This window comes from Halomonas sp. PA16-9, from assembly GCF_009728585.1.
GTDB lineage: Bacteria > Pseudomonadota > Gammaproteobacteria > Pseudomonadales > Halomonadaceae > Vreelandella > Vreelandella titanicae.
This window is the reverse complement of sequence record NZ_CP040452.1, coordinates 758,508-774,052: the sequence shown is the minus strand read 5'-3', so window position 1 is coordinate 774,052 and position 15,545 is coordinate 758,508. Positions and strand designations below refer to the sequence as shown.

The 15,545-nt window shown below is 57.9% G+C and carries 8 protein-coding genes and 5 pseudogenes; 11 read left to right on the top strand and 2 right to left on the bottom strand.

The genetic code is table 11. The annotated features are described in order from the left end of the window. The first annotated feature begins 6 nt into the window (after window positions 1-6). Genes FDY98_RS19900 through FDY98_RS28660 form a run of 3 tightly spaced genes read left to right on the top strand, consistent with a single transcriptional unit; the run spans window position 7 to window position 2,736 of the window. Window positions 7-1,296, top strand: a complete 1,290-nt coding sequence (locus tag FDY98_RS19900; protein WP_027958333.1) for an NAD(P)/FAD-dependent oxidoreductase — start codon at window positions 7-9, stop codon at window positions 1,294-1,296. 34 nt (window positions 1,297-1,330) lie between these two features. Beyond that, window positions 1,331-1,951: a hypothetical protein gene (locus FDY98_RS28665; RefSeq protein ID WP_197029723.1), complete on the top strand. Its 621-nt coding sequence runs from the start codon at window positions 1,331-1,333 to the stop codon at window positions 1,949-1,951. Further along, on the top strand, window positions 1,879-2,736 hold the full coding sequence (locus tag FDY98_RS28660) for a Na+/H+ antiporter NhaC family protein (protein WP_197029722.1): 858 nt from the start codon (window positions 1,879-1,881) through the stop codon (window positions 2,734-2,736). The genes FDY98_RS28665 and FDY98_RS28660 overlap by 73 nt, the downstream gene beginning before the upstream one ends. Before the next feature lie 211 nt (window positions 2,737-2,947). Here the strand turns inward: FDY98_RS28660 and FDY98_RS19890 are convergent, their stop codons facing one another. Both FDY98_RS19890 and FDY98_RS19885 read right to left on the bottom strand, forming a co-directional pair. Further along, on the bottom strand, window positions 2,948-3,511 hold the full coding sequence (locus FDY98_RS19890; protein ID WP_027958332.1) for a flavin reductase family protein: 564 nt from the start codon (window positions 3,509-3,511) through the stop codon (window positions 2,948-2,950). Window positions 3,512-3,533: 22 nt separating this feature from the next. Further along, window positions 3,534-4,069 (bottom strand): annotated as a pseudogene (locus FDY98_RS19885) (LysE family translocator). A gap of 413 nt (window positions 4,070-4,482) precedes the next feature. On the opposite strand from FDY98_RS19885, the gene FDY98_RS19880 reads away from it, so the two are divergent. The 8 genes and pseudogenes from FDY98_RS19880 to etfB all read left to right on the top strand — a co-directional run bounded on the left by FDY98_RS19880 (window position 4,483) and on the right by etfB (window position 15,489). After that, window positions 4,483-5,766 (top strand): MFS transporter, encoded by a 1,284-nt coding sequence (locus tag FDY98_RS19880; RefSeq protein WP_027958331.1) that lies wholly within the window; start codon window positions 4,483-4,485, stop codon window positions 5,764-5,766. Window positions 5,767-6,062: 296 nt separating this feature from the next. Further along, window positions 6,063-7,043 (top strand): annotated as a pseudogene (locus FDY98_RS19875) (GlxA family transcriptional regulator); the annotation flags it as partial. 397 nt (window positions 7,044-7,440) lie between these two features. Next, window positions 7,441-8,418, top strand: a complete 978-nt coding sequence (locus tag FDY98_RS19870) for a dipeptidase (RefSeq protein WP_009286052.1) — start codon at window positions 7,441-7,443, stop codon at window positions 8,416-8,418. A gap of 232 nt (window positions 8,419-8,650) precedes the next feature. Next, on the top strand, window positions 8,651-9,196 hold the full coding sequence (locus tag FDY98_RS19865) for a DUF5943 domain-containing protein (RefSeq protein ID WP_027958329.1): 546 nt from the start codon (window positions 8,651-8,653) through the stop codon (window positions 9,194-9,196). A 23-nt stretch (window positions 9,197-9,219) separates the two neighbouring features. Next, window positions 9,220-11,290, top strand: a pseudogene (gene dgcA, locus FDY98_RS19860) (dimethylglycine demethylation protein DgcA). An 83-nt stretch (window positions 11,291-11,373) separates the two neighbouring features. Next, a pseudogene (locus FDY98_RS19855) lies at window positions 11,374-13,375 on the top strand ((Fe-S)-binding protein). Further along, window positions 13,372-14,678 (top strand): annotated as a pseudogene (gene etfA, locus FDY98_RS19850) (electron transfer flavoprotein subunit alpha). Before FDY98_RS19855 ends, etfA begins: the two co-directional pseudogenes overlap by 4 nt. Next, the gene (gene etfB / locus FDY98_RS19845; RefSeq protein WP_155706114.1) at window positions 14,668-15,489 is read left to right on the top strand and encodes an electron transfer flavoprotein subunit beta; all 822 of its coding nucleotides are present in this window, start codon (window positions 14,668-14,670) and stop codon (window positions 15,487-15,489) included. Before etfA ends, etfB begins: the two are co-directional and overlap by 11 nt. Window positions 15,490-15,545: the final 56 nt, after the last annotated feature.

Here is a 15,545-nt window from a genome sequence, read left to right as displayed (position 1 = left end):
CTCTCTATGCCACACACTACGCACCCAAGCCATCAACGCCCTTGCGGCTGGAACGCGTGGCCAACCGAGCGCCAGCCGCGCCCCGCCTTAAGTGGTCAATCTGAGGCAGATGTCGTCATCATCGGGGCTGGTTATACCGGTTTTGCGGCAGCCTCGGCCTGGCAGCAAGCGCGCCCTGAAGACCGCATCAAAATCCTCGAAGCTGACCAGGTAGGTGAAGGGAGTCCAGGGCGTAACTCCGGCTTTATGCTGGAAATTGCTCTAGCCAACGATGCTCGCCCCGAAGAGCTTGAGCGCATGGAGAAGCTGAACGCGTTAAGCCGACAAACCATGGCGTTACTGCGCGAGCGTGTCGAACGCCTAGGCATTGACTGCCAACTCGAGCGTAGCGGCACCTATCGCGCTGCCCGTAGCACGATAGGCCAACGTGCCTTGAGCCAGTATGAGGAGTTTCTGAAAGCTGCCGGTCTGTCTTACCAGACCTTGAACGGCAGCCAACTCGCGGAGCGAATCGGCACGCGCTACTACACACAGGGTATTTATTCACCGGACTGCTATCTCGTCCAGCCTGCAGCATTGATTGTTGGTTTGGCAGATTCATTGGAAGCCGGCATCGAGCTGCATGAGCACTCGCCCGCGACTCAAATAGTGCCTGATGGCAAGAAGTGGCGTGTGACTACACCCGAAGGCGAAGTAACGGCTGGACAGGTAATCCTGGCCAATAACGCTTTTTCTAGGGCCTTGGGTGCAGACCCTTCGCGGCTAACCGCTATTTATACCTATGCCGCCATTACCGATCCTTTACCGCAGCCCGAGCGCCAACGCATCGCCGAGACGACCTGGGGGCTGCTACCTGCACACCGCTTAGGCTGTACGCTGCGCACCACCGCTGACGGACGTTTGATGATCCGCTCACGTTACAGCTATGAACGCGAAGCCGATAACGCCCGTATCGAGGCCGAACTGAAAGCGAGCCTTGAGGCCCGCTACCCCGAACTTACCCCAGTGCGCTTCGACAAGGTTTGGGGAGGTACCACCGGGCTGACTTATAACGGCGCTCCGCTCTGGGGCGAGATCCAGCCCGGATTATATGTATCAGCGGGGTGCAATGGCGGCGGTATCGTCAAGGGTACCTTTCTGGGTGATGCTTTGGCTCGCCACGCGCTCGGCCAGCCGGTCGAGAATATTGCGTCTTTATTCGGCAAAGCGAGCTGGATGCCGCCCGATCCCGTACGTCGGTTGGGTTTCTACCTGACCAGTGAAATGGAGCGCCGAAAGGCAAAAAACGAAACCTGACTCCACCCACCACTATAAAAAAAGAGAGATGACAATGGATCCTCAAGATCATATAGGGCTGCTGTCCGTCATGCCGGCGGCATTGGCCATCGTGCTGGCATTTGTCACCCGTAATACGGTTTTCTCGCTGGCTGTTGCTTGTTTCGTTGGGGTGATTACCCTGGGCAATGGATTGATGGGGTTTCCGACGCTGCTCAAGGAAACCCTGGGCACCACCAGCTTCTCCTGGATACTGCTGTTGGAGCTATTCATTGGCACGGTGATCGCTTTTTTCCAGCGCACCGGGGCGATTCAGAACTTTACCGCCTGGGTGGAACGCCGTGCCTTATCGCGGGTGCGGGTTCAATTGGTTGCCTGGGTGATGGGCATGTTCGTTTTTTTCAGCGACTACTTCAGCCCTCTGTTTGTCGGCAGCACTATGCGTGGACTGACGGATCGTTACCGGGTCTCGCGGGAAAAGCTGGCGTATATCGCTGACTCCACCTCGGCCCCGGTGAGTGTAATGGTGCCTATCACTGGTTGGGCAGTGTTTATCTCCGGTTTGTTGATCGGCATGGGCCCATCGAAAATGCTGCCCAGGCGATGGGGGTATTCCTGCATGCCATACCTTTCAATCTCTATGCATGGCTATCGGTGTTGGTGGTCGGGCTGGTGATCGTGGGCGTCATTCCGCTCTTCGGGCCGATGCGTGAAGCTGAGCGTCGGGCTCAGGAAGAGGGCAAAGTGCTACGCGATGGGGCAGAACCGCTGGTGGGTGAGGAACTGACGGAAATTCCGCCTTATGAAGGAGCACGTACCAGCCTGTTTTGGAATTTTTTCGCCCCGGTGCTGGTAGTGATCGGCGTTGCGGTGGGCACCTTTATCGTGATGGACTCGGCCAAGACCATGGAGGCATTTCTGGCGGCTTCCGTGTTTCTCGGTATCGTTATGCGCCTTCAGGGCATTCCCTTCAACGACATTATGAAAACCTCGATGGCAGGGATGAAGGGAGTAATGCCAGCCATTATCATTCTGGCGTTAGCCTACTCGTTGAATCAACTTTCCAAAGACATGGGCACGGCCAGCTATATCGTCGAAGCCACCGCTGGCTGGCTAACACCTGCTTTGCTCCCGGCCATGACGTTCCTTATTGCCGCCGTTATCGCTTTTTCCACAGGCACTTCATGGGGCACTTTCGCTATCATGATGCCACTCGCCGTGCCGCTCGCCTTTAACTTCAGCGGCGATATGATTACACCGCTGGTGTATGCCACAGTGGCCGCTGTGGCGGGGGGCGGTGTCTTCGGGGATCACTGTTCGCCCCTCTCGGATACCTCCGTGCTCGCCTCGACAGGGGCTGCTTCTGATCATATCGATCATATCAAAACGCAAATTCCCTTCGCGCTAGCCGTCGCCTTGCTTTCCCTGGCTATGTACCTGTTGCTCGGCCTTACCCTGTAACGCTCTCCGCCCTGCGATAACAGAGAGAGGCCGTTGTCGTAGGGCTAACACCAATTTGATACTACCCTGCCGGGCGGCGCATCACGGTCATCAATATCCTTGGTCTGTCTACTGGTACGCAGCTGGATGCTATGGCAGCAAGTTAGTAAGTCGACCTTAGCTGGCTAAATTAATAGAAAGGGAGTGGCGAAAGCCTCAATGGCAGTTCTATTTAAATAAGCATTGATGGCTTAAACAGTTCCGTACGGTCGATGGATTGACCCGACAGCATGAACTCTCCCATCCCCCGGTAGTGCAGCGATTCTTCCTCATCTGCCGAAGGCGCTGCGTGGGCTTTAACGACCTCAAAAACAAACAGGTTGTAGCGTTCAATCATGGCGTCATCGTGCAAGCGGCACTCGAAAGACGCATAGCACTCCTCTATCCGGGGCGCTCCGACCTTTTCTGACTTGCCTGGGGTTAGCTCAAACGCTTTGAACTTGTCGATCTCGCTTCCTGAACAGTTACCGATACCCACGACCTTATCGACAAGTGATGCCGAAGGAATATTGATAACGCATTCACCGCTGTTGCACACCAGCGCATGGGAGTGATTCCCGGCATCAATAACGCAGCCTAGGAGTGAGGGGGAGAACGCCATGACCATGTGCCACCCCATGGTCATGATGTTGGTTTGTTGTTGCCATTGTGATGACACCAGCACAATCGGGCCAGGTTCAAGAAAGTGCCTGACGTTGGAGACAGGAAAATCCTTCTTCGCTATCGGGTGTGGCATAAATAATCTCCGATTAGATTAGTTAGGCAGTCGGGCGGCGCATTAAGGTCATCAGCACACCAGCGCCAATCAAACTACCGGCGCCGCAGCGGTGTAAGAGGCGGCGAAACTTGGCGGTCATCAGCTGTCTGCTAGTGGTCGACAGCAGTGTGTAGCCGAGATCTGAGATGACACCGATCACAAGAAACGTAGCAAACAGAATCGCCAACTGGGGCGCCAGAGGTTGGGTTTGGTTAATAAACTGCGGCATGAATGCCATGAAGAATAGAATGCTTTTGGGTTTAGCAGCGTCACCCAGAATGCTTTTGCGGTGCTTTGCTGAACGTTCACCCCAGAGGCTTCCAGGTCATTCAATTGGCCGGATTCACGCCACATCTTGATGCCTAGATAAAGCAGATAGAGAACCCCTAGCCATTTAACCATGGCGAATAGCTCCGCCGATGCCATCAGCAACGCGCCTACGCCGGCAAACGAAAGTGACATCGCCACCAGGTCACCCAAGAAAAAGCCAGGCAACATCGCCAGAGCAGCTTTGCGGCCTTGATTGATACCGGTCACTATCAGTAGAGCAACGGCGGGGCCGGGGACGCGATGAACAAAAACGAAGCCAACACAAACGATAGCCAAAGCTCAATCGACATAGCGTTAATCTTCCTGTTGTTGAATTATTAATTTTATCTCGCCGTATAGTTGTAAGCCCTGGAATGCCGCGTGGCAATTATGTTCAGTGGTCATTCTCTCACCTATGTGAGTGAGGGAAGATATGGCTGGTAGTCCTTGGTGGAGGCTTCCGTAAGCCTGAAAGCGGACATTCAACAAAGGCTGCCTGCTTAACTCCACTTATCGTTCTGATGATCACTGGAGATTACCCGCTACCTGTTCAAAATCTGCATTGCTCATCGCGGAAGTTGCGAAGACAATGCTCATAGCGACCTTGTATACATGCAGCCAATGGCAGTGGAGGACTCCGCATGAAAGCGTTGTCGAACATGGGGTTTGCCCTATTTGGAGCCGCGCTGGTGGCGATCAGTTACGGGCTTGCACGTTTTGCCTTTGGTCTGTTTGTACCTTCTATCAGTGCCGAGCTTTCGCTGACGTCTTACTTGGTCGGCATTATCGGGGCGCTGCCGTTTATTAGCTTTGTGCTTTCCACACTGGTCGCGCCGCTTGCCGCTGATCGGCTCGGTGCGCGCAACTTAGCCATTCTCTCAGGGTCTTTCGGTGTTGGCGGTTTAGCATTGATCAGCCAGTCGTCAGACGCGCTATCGCTTGGTATTGGTGTGTTTATCTGCGGGATCTGCACTGGTTTAATGATGCCCGCGCTGACCGCTGCGATGCAGGCGCTGGTGAGCCGTGCAATGCATGGGCGCGTCAGCTCGATTATGAATGCCGGTACTAGCATCGGTATTATCGTGGCGGTACCGACCGTTGTGTTCTTGTCGGATGCATGGCGACTGACCTACACGATATTTGCTGCGCTTACCGCTATGGGGGGCGTGGCGGCATGGTACTTCATCCCTTCAGTGTCACGGGTCATTCCAGCTAATGCTGCACCACCACCGCCCATCACTAGGTCGCAATGGTCGCGCCTCATTCGGCTTACGATTTTTGCCTTCGCAATGGGCTTTGTATCTGCGCCGTACTGGCTTTTTGCTCCCGATCTGGCGGTTACCCTTGGCGCGCTCTCTCCAGGGCACACCGGTTGGCTATGGTTCGCGGTAGGTATCGCCGGGCTCGGCGGTGCCGTGATAAGTGATTTGGCCGACCGTAATAATCCACCCATCACCCAGGCGTTGATGTTGATGATGCTGTCTTCAAGCTTGGCGTTGCTGGCCGCTAGCCCTGGTCAATTAGCGCTGGCGATATTTTCCGCGATGGTTTTCGGTCTCGCTTACATGAGCTTAACGGGGCTGTACCTGATGACCGGCATCCGACTGCTGCCTGGGCGGTTATCGATGGGGCCGGTATTACCCTTTATGGCCTGCGCGCTTGGGCAGGCGGTGGGCTCGCCGGTGATTGGTGTGCTGGTCGACAGGCTTGGGTATGCGGATGCGTTTTCGATCTTTTCGGTGGTCGGCATCCTGGTCGCGGTGCTATCACCGCTTTATCCGGGCCATATCGACTATTTGACAGAAGAAGAGCCGCAACCGACAGAGGTTGAAGATACTGGCCTTCAGGCCGCTTACGATCATCAACTGCTGGATGAAAACGGTGACCCCATCAAACCTGTTGCTGAAGATGCCGAGGCCCCTTAGCTGAGTAAGCTACTAGCCAGCTTAGGCGCTTGGCGAGAGGCTGCATTGCATTATCCTCCGTGACCTTACAAAGGTTTCGGAAACGACCTCCAGTGTTGCATTTGCGACGGAGAGCCAAGTTCGCGCAATCGTTTTGTCGCTATCCGCCCTATTCGTGCCAATATACGACCAAAGAGCAATGCCACCCCTGAACTAGTGAGTATTCACGCTAGTAAAGGGAAACTAAAAGACGCCAGCGACGCCTACATACTAATAAGAAAAAAAAAGATGATTAAAAGGTGACGGAGGGTAAAACCATGACATCAAATCTAGCAAAAGACCCGGCAGCAAATACCAATCGTGCGGGCGAACCGCAAACCCTTGGTTTTCTACTATTAGATAATTTCACACTGATTTCCCTGGCGTCGGCGATAGAACCTTTACGGATGGCCAATCAACTGGCCGGTCGTGAGTTGTATCGCTGGTTTACCCTGACCCAAGACGGTCTGCCCGTACGCGCCAGCGATGGGCTGCAGGTGACTCCTGATGCCTCTATGCAGACCCCGCTCTCGCTTGAGTGGGTGGTCGTTTGTGGCGGGGTAGGTCCGCAGCACAGCGTTACCCGTGACCACATACGCTGGCTTCAGTCGCAGTCACGCCAGTTAAAACGATTAGGCTCGGTATGTACGGGCAGTTGGGCGCTAGGGCAGGCCGGATTGCTGGATCACTATGAAACCAGTGTGCACTGGAGTGTCTGGCCTCCATGCAGGAAGCGTTCCCCAACGTTATTCTGACCCCGCACCTTTTCTCTATTGATCGTGATCGATTCACCGCTTCAGGCGGCACAGCGCCGCTCGATATGATGCTCAACCTGATTGCTCACGACCATGGGCGCGAGCTTTCGGCAGGCATTTCCGAGATGTTTATCTATGAACGCGTGCGTAACGAGCAGGATCAGCAGCGGGTACCTCTTAAGCACGTGCTGGGCACCACTCAGCCTAAGTTGTTAGAAATTGTGGCGTTGATGGAATCCAACCTTGAAGAGCCCATCGAGCTCGATGAACTGGCAAGCTATGTGAATGTTTCACGGCGCCAGTTGGAGCGGTTGTTCCAGCGCTATTTGCTTTGTTCACCGTCTCGCTATTACCTCAAGCTGCGTTTAGTGCGCGCTCGGCAATTGCTCAAGCAAACGCCTCTGTCGATTATCGAGATTGCTTCTGTTTGCGGTTTTGTGTCCACGCCCCATTTTTCCAAGTGTTATCGTGAATATTTTGGTGTGCCGCCGAGAAATGAGCGCTTGGGTGTGCACGACCGCCAAGGAAATAACCAAACTAAGTCGACATCGTTAATTCAGCGATGGGGGGCGAGCCTTATAAAAGCGAACCTCTTTCGAGTGCCCAGCAGGCGCTTGCCCATGCCCAGGGTGAGCCTACCTTTGCCAGCGTGCCGCTACTGAGCTGATAGGTACTTCGTCACCACTATTCCAAACCTGCTGCTTACCTCCGGGCAGCAGGTTTTTTAGTAGCCGCTATCATTAAAGTACTCCCCCTTCTTTGCAAAGGTCAGCGGATACACGGGTAGTTGTCGTGTTCACGACACGATGACGCTTTTGGAATTTCCGCCGTCGTTTCCAAGAGCAGCTAAACCCAACGTCAGCGCTATGCTCGCTACATTAACCAATGTTGGAGCTTAGCTATGACCCCCTCTGAACTGCACAATGACGCCATCGTCATTGATGGTCTGATCATCGCCAAATGGAATCGTGAGCTGCTTGAGGACATGCGTCGCGGCGGTCTTACCGCTGCCAACTGCACAGTCTCCGTGTGGGAAGGTTTTCAGGCCACGGTCGATAATATCGTCAAGTCTAACCAGTTGATGGCGGAGTGTAGTGACCTGGTGCGCCCTGTTCGCACCACCGCTGACATCACTCGCGCGAAAGAAGAGGGCAAGACCGGCATCATCTTCGGCTTCCAGAATGCCCATGCCTTTGAAGACCAAATTGGCTACGTTGAGATCTTCAAGCAGCTGGGCGTGGGTATCGTACAGATGTGCTACAACACCCAGAATCTGGTGGGGACCGGCTGCTACGAGCGTGACGGCGGCCTGTCTGGCTTTGGCCGCGAAATCGTTGCCGAGATGAACCGGGTTGGCATCATGTGCGACCTCTCTCACGTCGGTGCCAAGACCTCCGAAGAGGTCATTCTTGAGTCCAAAAAGCCAGTCTGCTACTCACACTGCCTGCCCTCCGGCCTCAAAGAGCATCCGCGCAACAAATCTGATCAAGAGTTGAAATTCATTGCCGACCACGGCGGTTTTGTGGGTGTCACCATGTTTGCGCCGTTCCTCAAAAAGGGCATCGACTCAACCATCGAAGACTACTGCGAGGCGATCGAGTACGTCATGAATATCGTCGGTGAGGACGCTATCGGCATCGGTACCGATTTCACCCAAGGGCATGGTCAAGAGTTTTTCGAGTGGTTGACCCATGACAAGGGCTACGCCCGTCGCCTCACTGACTTTGGCAAGATCATCAATCCCAAAGGAATTCGCACCATTGGGGAGTTCCCCAATCTCACCGAGGCACTCCTCAAGCGCGGCTTAAGTGAGACCCAGGTGCGCAAGATCATGGGCGAGAACTGGGTGCGTGTGCTTAAGGATGTGTGGGGCGCCTGAGGATACCGCCATAGCAAGGGACGGGCGCCAGAGGTAAAGCCGCAGTAGTGCCCTGACACGCGGCTTTACCGGCGATAGGCCTACGAGGGGGCGCTGTGAGTCCCTCCCTGGACGCTACTTTTGCCATCCATGGCAAAAGACCCCCTCTACGGCCTATCCCCGGCGCCGCTTCCCTTGCAGAACGGCTGCTTAGCTACTTCATAACAATCAGCAAGATTTGAGGAATACAACCGTGACCAAACTGGCCCCCGCACTGCCCATCGAAGTGGATAGCGAAACAGGCGTCTGGACGACCGATGCGCTGCCTATGCTCTATGTACCACGGCACTTTTTTATCAACAACCATGTGGCCGTCGAAGAGGCGCTGGGTGCCGAGAAGTATGCCGAGATTCTCTATCACGCCGGCTACAAGAGTGCTTGGCACTGGTGTGAAAAAGAGGCCGAATGTCACGGCATCGAAGGTGTGGCCGTCTTCGAGCACTACATGAATCGTCTCTCCCAGCGCGGCTGGGGGCTTTTCCTTACTGAGCAGATCGATCTCGACTCGGGCACTGCCCAAGTACGACTTGAGCACAGCGCTTTTGTTTACCAGCTTGGCAAAACCGGGAACAAGGAAGAGTACATGTTCACCGGTTGGTTCGCCGGGGCCATGGATCAAATCCTCGCTGCCTGCGGAAGTTCACTGCGTACCGTTGCCGAGCAGACGCAGAGTGCAGCCGAGCCTGGCTGTGATGTAGGCATCTTCGCCGTCCAGCCGCTGACCGACGCTGCCCGCTAACTGGGGTACGAGGAGAGACAAACATGGCATTCGACGCAATTTTCGAGCCGATCGAGATCGGTAAGCTGACCATCCGCAACCGTGTGGTCAGTACCGCTCACGCTGAGGTGCATGCCACCGACGGCGGCATGACCACTGAGCGCTACGTGAGGTACTACGAGGAGAAGGCCAAAGGTGGTTGTGGTCTATGTATTTGCGGTGGCTCATCGGTGGTGTCCATCGATAGCCCTCAGGGCTGGTGGAGCTCGGTAAACCTTTCCACCGATCGCATTATTCCGCACTTCCAGAATTTGGCCGATGCCGTGCATAAGCACGGCGGCAAGATCATGATCCAGATTACTCATATGGGACGCCGCTCCCGCTGGGACGGTTTCGACTGGTCGACCCTGGTATCCCCCTCCGGTATCCGCGAGCCGGTGCACCGCTCGACCTGTAAGACCATTGAGGAAGAAGAGATCTGGCGTATTGTCGGCGACTTTGCCCAGGCCGCGCGCCGGGCAAAGGAAGGGGGCCTCGACGGTGTTGAGCTCTCTGCCGTGCACCAGCATTTGATCGATCAGTTCTGGAGCCCACGGGTCAACAAGCGTGAGGACGAGTGGGGCGGTAGCTTCGAGAACCGTATGCGCTTCGGTATGGAAGTGCTTAAAGCCGTACGTGCTGAAGTGGGCGACGACTTCTGCGTTGGCATGCGTATCTGTGGCGACGAGTTCCACCCGGATGGTCTTTCTCACGACGATATGAAGCAGATCGCCGCCTACTACGATGCCACCGGTATGGTGGATTTCTTCGGCGTTATCGGTTCTGGCTGCGACACTCACAACACCCTGGCCAACGTTATCCCCAATATGTCCTACCCGCCGGAGCCTTTCCTACACCTGGCGGCGGGGATCAAGGAAGTGGTGAACGTGCCGGTGATCCACGCCCAGAACATTAAGGATCCCAATCAGGCCCAACGTATCCTTGAAGGGGGCTATGTAGACCTGGTGGGCATGACCCGGGCACATATTGCCGACCCTCACCTGATCGCCAAGATCAAGATGGGCCAGATTGATCAGATCAAACAGTGCGTGGGCGCTAACTACTGCATCGACCGCCAGTACCAGGGCCTCGACGTGCTGTGCATTCAAAACGCCGCGACATCCCGGGAGTACATGGGACTGCCGCATATCATCGAGAAAACCGAGGGCGCCAAACGCAAAGTCGTCGTGGTGGGCGGTGGCCCGGCGGTATGGAGGCAGCGCGGGTAGCCGCTGAGCGCGGTCACGATGTCACACTGTTTGAGGCCGCTGACGCCTTGGGTGGGCAGATTACGATTGCCGCCCAGGCGCCCCAGCGTGACCAGATCGCCGGTATCACCCGCTGGTTCCAGCTGGAGCTGGCGCGGCTAAAAGTCGACCTGCGTCTGGGCACCCGCGCCGATGAGGAAACGCTGCTCGATCTGCGCCCGGATATCGTGGTGCTTGCCACTGGTGGCCAGCCCTTCCTTAGCCAGCACCCCGAGTGGGTTACTCGGAGAATGCTGAGGAGAGCCTGGTAGTCAGCACCTGGGATATTCTCTCTGGCAAAGTGGCACCAGGTAAAAACGTGTTGATTTATGACGCCATCTGCGAGTTCTCCGGCGTCTCGGCGGCGGATTTTATCGCCGATAAGGGCGCCAAGGTGGAGATCGTCACCGACGATATCAAGCCCGGCGCGGCGGTGGGCGGTACCACCTTCCCCACCTACTACCGCAGCCTCTACGAGAAGGAGGTGATCATGTCCTCCGACCTGATGCTGCATAAGGTTTACCGCGAGGGCGATGGCTTGGTGGCGGTGCTCGAAAACGAGTACACCGGGGCTCTGGAAGAGCGCGTGGTGGATCAGGTGGTCGTTGAGAACGGTGTACGCCCTGATGAGGCGCTTTATTACGCGCTTAAAGAGCAGTCCCGCAACAGAGGGCAGGTGGATCTGGAAGCACTCTATGCAATCCAGCCGCAGCCTTGTCTGAGCGAGTCAGGAGATGGTTTCCTGCTGTTCCGGCTAGGCGACTGCACGGCACCGCGTAACACCCATGCGGCCATTTACGACGCCCTGCGAATCTGCAAGGACTTTTGACTTAGGCGAAAGCCAACAATAATGCGGGGCGCCAGAGCAGCCCCGCCGCCGAAGCCAATGGCACCAAAGATGAGGTGAGCACCATGCTCGAAACGCTCTTGCCGATACTGATTTTTACTGCCCTGGCCCTGGCAGTAATCGGCGCTGTACGCCGTATACGCCTGTGGCGTCAGGGGCCCCCTCGCGGGTGAGCCTGTTCAAGGGGTTGGTGGCCCTGCCGCGCCGCTATTTGATGGATCTGCACCATGTAGTGGGGCGTGACAAAATGATCTCCAACACCCACGTGGCCACCGCCGGTGGCTTCGTGGCCGCCGCCGTGCTGATGATCCTGGTGCACGGTCTGGGGATCGCCAACCCATTGCTAGGCGGATTACTGCTACTGGCTAGCACCTCCATGTTTGTCGGTAGCCTCTTCGTGGCGCGGCGGCGGCTTAACCCTCCAGCTCGGCTCTCCAAGGGCCCCTGGATGCGCTTGCCCAAGAGTCTGATGGCGTTCTCGATAGGCGTCTTCCTGATTACGCTGCCCACGGTAGGTCTGCTGCCCGAAGGTCTGCTTGAAGGGGGCAGTAGCTGGTTGCTGGCGCTGGTATTAGCGGGCGTCGTGGCCTGGGGCCTGGGGGAAATGTTTTTCGGCATGACCTGGGGCGGGCCCATGAAGCATGCTTTCGCCGGCGCCCTGCACTTGGCCTTCCACCGTCGCGCCGAGCGCTTCTCCACGAAAAAGGGGGCGTCGGCCGGTCAACGGGTCTCAAGGCGCTAAACCTTGAGGATGAAGCAGCGCCTCTGGGCGTGGAAAAGCCTGCCGACTTTGCCTGGAACCAGCTGCTGGGCTTCGATGCCTGCGTGCAGTGCGGTCGCTGCGAGGCGGTTTGCCCGGCATTTGCCGCCGGTCAGCCGCTCAACCCCAAGAAGCTGATTCAGGACATGGTGGTGGGTATGGCCGGGGGTAGCGATGCCGCCTATGCCGGCTCCCCCTACCCCGGTAAGCCGGTAGGTGAGCACGCAGGCTCTCCCCACGGGCCCATTGTGGCACTGCAGGGGAAGGCTCTGGTCGACGCCGATACTCTCTGGTCCTGCACGACTTGCCGTGCCTGTGTCGAAGAGTGCCCGATGATGATCGAGCACGTGGATGCGATTGTCGATATGCGCCGCCACCTGACGCTTGAGCGCGGTAAAACGCCCAACAAAGGCGCCGAAGTGCTCGATAATTTGATCGCCACCGACAATCCCGGTGGTTTCGACCCTGGTTCGCGGCTCAACTGGGCGGCGGATCTTAACCTACCGCTCATGGCCGACATCAAGCAGGTCGACGTGCTGTTGTGGCTGGGGGATGGAGCCTTTGATATGCGTAACCAGCGCACTCTGCGGGCACTGGTTAAAGTGTTGCGGGCCGCCGAGGTAGATTTCGCGGTATTGGGCACTGAAGAGCGCGATAGCGGCGATGTGGCCCGGCGCCTGGGCGATGAAGCGACGTTCCAGTCCCTGGCGAAGCGCAATATTGCCACCCTGTCCCAGTATCGCTTCCTGCAGATTGTTACCTGCGATCCCCACAGCTTTCATGTGCTGGGCAATGAGTACGGCGAGCTGGGCGGACATTATGAGGTGCGTCACCACAGCACCTTTATCGCCGAACTGTATGATGCCGGTCGGTTGACCTTTGCCCCCTGGAAAGGCGGCAGCGTCACCTATCACGACCCGTGTTACCTGGGGCGCTATAACGGTGAATACGAGGCACCGCGCAACGTACTTAAAGCGCTGGGCATCGAGGTCAAAGAGATGGAACGCTCCGGTTACCGCTCGCGCTGCTGCGGCGGCGGTGGCGGGGCACCGATTACCGATATTCCCGGCAAGCAGCGGATTCCCGACATGCGCATGAATGACGTCAAAGAGAGCGGCGCTGAGCTGGTCGCGGTGGGCTGCCCGCAGTGCACCGCCATGTTGGAAGGGGTGGTGGATGCCAGCGCCGAGGTGCGCGACATTGCCGAACTGGTGGCCGATGCCCTGGTAGAGCGTCCCGCGGGTGATGCGTCTGGCGGATCCCGATGGCCTGCTGCAACGACGACTGCTGAGGAGGTGATCGTATGAGTGAGATTATTCGCCGCGATCCGCGTCGTGAGTGGATCGCCCGGAACCGTCTGCATCCCGAGTACGCCAGCGTGCTTGCCGCTCTTGGTGTAAACAGGGATGGCAGCGGAGCGGTCAGCGAGTGGCTGGGCCCCAACGGCGTGGTGCGCAAGAACCCTCGTGCCATCGGTTTTATCGGCCCCAATGGTGTCAAACGGATTGACCGTAGTGGCCTCCAGCAAGGGGGGCAGGCCACCGCGACCACCACTGCGGCCCGCGATAGCCGCCGCACGGTGACCATTGATCAGCCCGCCTTCCTGGTGGCCGTGGTGCCCGACCTGACCGGCGGGCGTCTCTCCGGACATGACAAGGATCTGCTGGGCCTGGCCCGGCGTGTGGCGGATGCCGACGCCGAACAGCCCGGCGCTGTGGTGGCGATCCTATTTGGTGAGTATAAGGGCGAGGGTGGCGGCGAGCTTAAGGAGCAGACGCTGGGCGAAGCCGGGATCGATCGCGTCGTGCATCTTGATGATGAGTTTTACGCGGGGTTTGCGCCTGAAGCGCGTCTGGCGGCTTTAAGCGCCGTCGAGCGGGAGATGACGCCGCGTTTCTGGCTATTGCCAGACTCACCCCTGGGCGGAGCCGATCTGGGGCGGCGGCTTGCCTTGCGCCTGGGTGAACGCGCTGCCACCGGGGTGTGGCAGGTGGAAGCTGATAATGAGGCCACTTTGGGTTGGCGCTGCACGGCCCGTGGTGCCGCTGGGAGCCTGGATATCCAGCGCCTCTGCCGCGGGTTGCGCTGGCGCTGGCCGAGTGCGCCGAGCCGGTGGACGAGACGCGTCACGCGGCCGAGCACCTGAGTCTGGCGGCAACAATCCCCACCACCCTATCGCGTATAGAAGACCTGGGGCAGGTGGCCGTGGATCCCGCTGGCGTGGCGCTGGCCGAGGCTGAGTTCATCCTCTCCGGTGGCAACGGCGTCAAGCAGTGGGACGCCTTCCACCATGCCGCGAAAGTCCTCGGCGCTACCGAAGGGGCCTCGCGTGTCGCGGTGGACGACGGGTTTATGGCCCGCGATCGTCAGGTGGGCGCGACGGGCACCTGGGTGACCGCCCGAGTGTATATGGCGGTGGGTATTTCAGGCGCTATCCAGCACCTGCAGGGCATTCAGCGCTGCGACAAGGTGGTGGCGATCAATCTCGATCCGGGGTGCGACATCATCAAGCGCGCCGACCTGGCGGTGATTGGCGACAGCACGCAAATTCTGGCCGCGCTAGTGGCCATGGTGGAACAGCAGCGGGGAGGGCAGCGCGATGCAGCCTGATCTACACCAGAAGCAACAACAACAGGGAATCGACGTGGCGGTGCTGGTCTCCATCGGCCGTCACCCTACCACCGGCCGTGCGAGGCGCGCAGAGCAGGATGCCCGGGGCCTGGAGCTTGCGCTGGCCATAGAGGCCGAGCTGCCGGGCACCCGGATCAGCATGCTCCACGCGGGTTCCCAGGACGATGGCAGCGAAGCAGCTCTGCGCGGCTACCTGGGCATGGGGCTCGAGTCCATGACATTGCTAGAGCAGCCCGAGGGCAGCGACGCCATTCCTGCCTTGGCGGAACACCTGGCCGCTACCTCGCCTCAGCTAGTGATTACCGGTGCCCGGGCCGAGCGCGGTGAAGGCTCTGGGCTTTTGCCCTATGCGTTGGCAGAACATCTCGGCTGGCCATTGGTTAATAGTTTGGCGTCGGTAGAAAAGGTGGAAAATGGCGTGGTAACGCTGCTTCAGGCGTTGCCAAGGGGCCAGCGTCGCCGTCTCAAGGTGCGCTTGCCCGCCATCATCAGCGTGGATGAAGCAGCGCCGGCGCGTCAAAGCGCCTTCGGCCCGGCGCGTCGCGCCACCTTTGCGATCACGCCGACTACCCCTGAAGCCGACAGCGAGTTAGCTCAGTGGCATCTGGCCCCAGCGCGTAAACGGCCTAAGCGTCTGAAAATCGTTAAAGCTGCGTCGGCCAGGGATCGTTTCAAGGCGGCAGCTTCCAAGTCGGAGGGCAAAGGCGGGCAGGTGCTCACCGATGTGTCCCCCGAACAGGGCGCCGAGGCGATCTACAAGCTGCTCAAGGAGGAGGATGTGCTGCGCTGAACTAGCCTGCGCATCACGCCGCTAATCATCACTCAAGCCCACCTTTGTCAGGTGGG

Bases quoted from the DNA above. Each gene is read 5' to 3' on its own strand.
- FDY98_RS19900 (WP_027958333.1), top strand. From the start codon at position 7: ATGCCACACACTACGCACCCAAGCCATCAACGCCCTTGCGGCTGGAAC.
- FDY98_RS28665 (WP_197029723.1), top strand. From the start codon at position 1,331: ATGGATCCTCAAGATCATATAGGGCTGCTGTCCGTCATGCCGGCGGCA.
- FDY98_RS28660 (WP_197029722.1), top strand. From the start codon at position 1,879: ATGGGGGTATTCCTGCATGCCATACCTTTCAATCTCTATGCATGGCTA.
- FDY98_RS19890 (WP_027958332.1), bottom strand. From the start codon at position 3,511: ATGCCACACCCGATAGCGAAGAAGGATTTTCCTGTCTCCAACGTCAGG.
- FDY98_RS19880 (WP_027958331.1), top strand. From the start codon at position 4,483: ATGAAAGCGTTGTCGAACATGGGGTTTGCCCTATTTGGAGCCGCGCTG.
- FDY98_RS19870 (WP_009286052.1), top strand. From the start codon at position 7,441: ATGACCCCCTCTGAACTGCACAATGACGCCATCGTCATTGATGGTCTG.
- etfB (WP_155706114.1), top strand. From the start codon at position 14,668: ATGCAGCCTGATCTACACCAGAAGCAACAACAACAGGGAATCGACGTG.